At 70.5% G+C, this 672-nt stretch carries 1 protein-coding gene and 1 pseudogene; both read left to right on the forward strand.

The annotated features are described in order from the left end of the window. Positions 1 to 323 (forward strand): ATP-binding cassette domain-containing protein (locus KTN05_RS17695; protein WP_217330672.1); only part of this gene is annotated, 323 nt, incomplete at its 5' end. Continuing rightward, a pseudogene (locus tag KTN05_RS17700) lies at positions 298 to 672 on the forward strand (energy-coupling factor transporter transmembrane protein EcfT); the annotation flags it as partial. The gene KTN05_RS17695 and the pseudogene KTN05_RS17700, both read left to right, overlap by 26 nt.

The following is a 672-nucleotide window of genomic DNA, read 5'->3' on the forward strand; positions in this document are numbered from 1 at the left end:
CGACGCTTTCGCAGGGGCAGAAGCACCTCGTCTGCATGATGGCGGTGCTTGCGATGCGGCCCCGGCTGCTGATCCTCGACGAACCCTATGCGGGGCTCGACATCCCGACCCGGCGGCAGCTCGGCCGCTATCTGGCGCGCGCCGAGACGCGGATCCTCCACATCTCGCACGAGCCGTCCGACCTCGAGGGCTGCGACGAACTGTTCTGGCTCGACCGCGGCCGGATCGTGGCCGGGGGAGCGCCCGCCGAGTTGCTGCCCGACTTCACCGCCGAAATGATCCGCCAGGGGGACCTCGATGATATCGCTGATCTCGCCGGTTGAGACCCGCGCGCATGGCTGGCCCGCATGGCTCAAGCTGGGCGGGTTGTGCCTTGTCTCGACGGGACTGCTGCTGACGGACAGCCCTGCGGTTCACCTCGCGGCGGCCGGGCTGGTGCTGGGGCTTTATGCGGCGCCGGGGCTCCTGTTCCTGCGCGCGGGACGGCGGGCCCTGCGCGTGGTGCTGCCCTTCGTGGGCGTGCTGCTGGCCTGGCATCTGCTGACCGGCGACGCCGCGCGGGGCGCGATCATCTCCCTGCGCATGGTGACGCTGATCGCGCTGGCCAACCTCGTCACGATGACGACGGCGCTGTCGGCGATGGTCGATCTGGTGCGCACCCTGACGGCGCCG

The organism is Paracoccus sp. Z118 (assembly GCF_019061185.1).
Classification (GTDB): Bacteria; Pseudomonadota; Alphaproteobacteria; order Rhodobacterales; family Rhodobacteraceae; genus Paracoccus.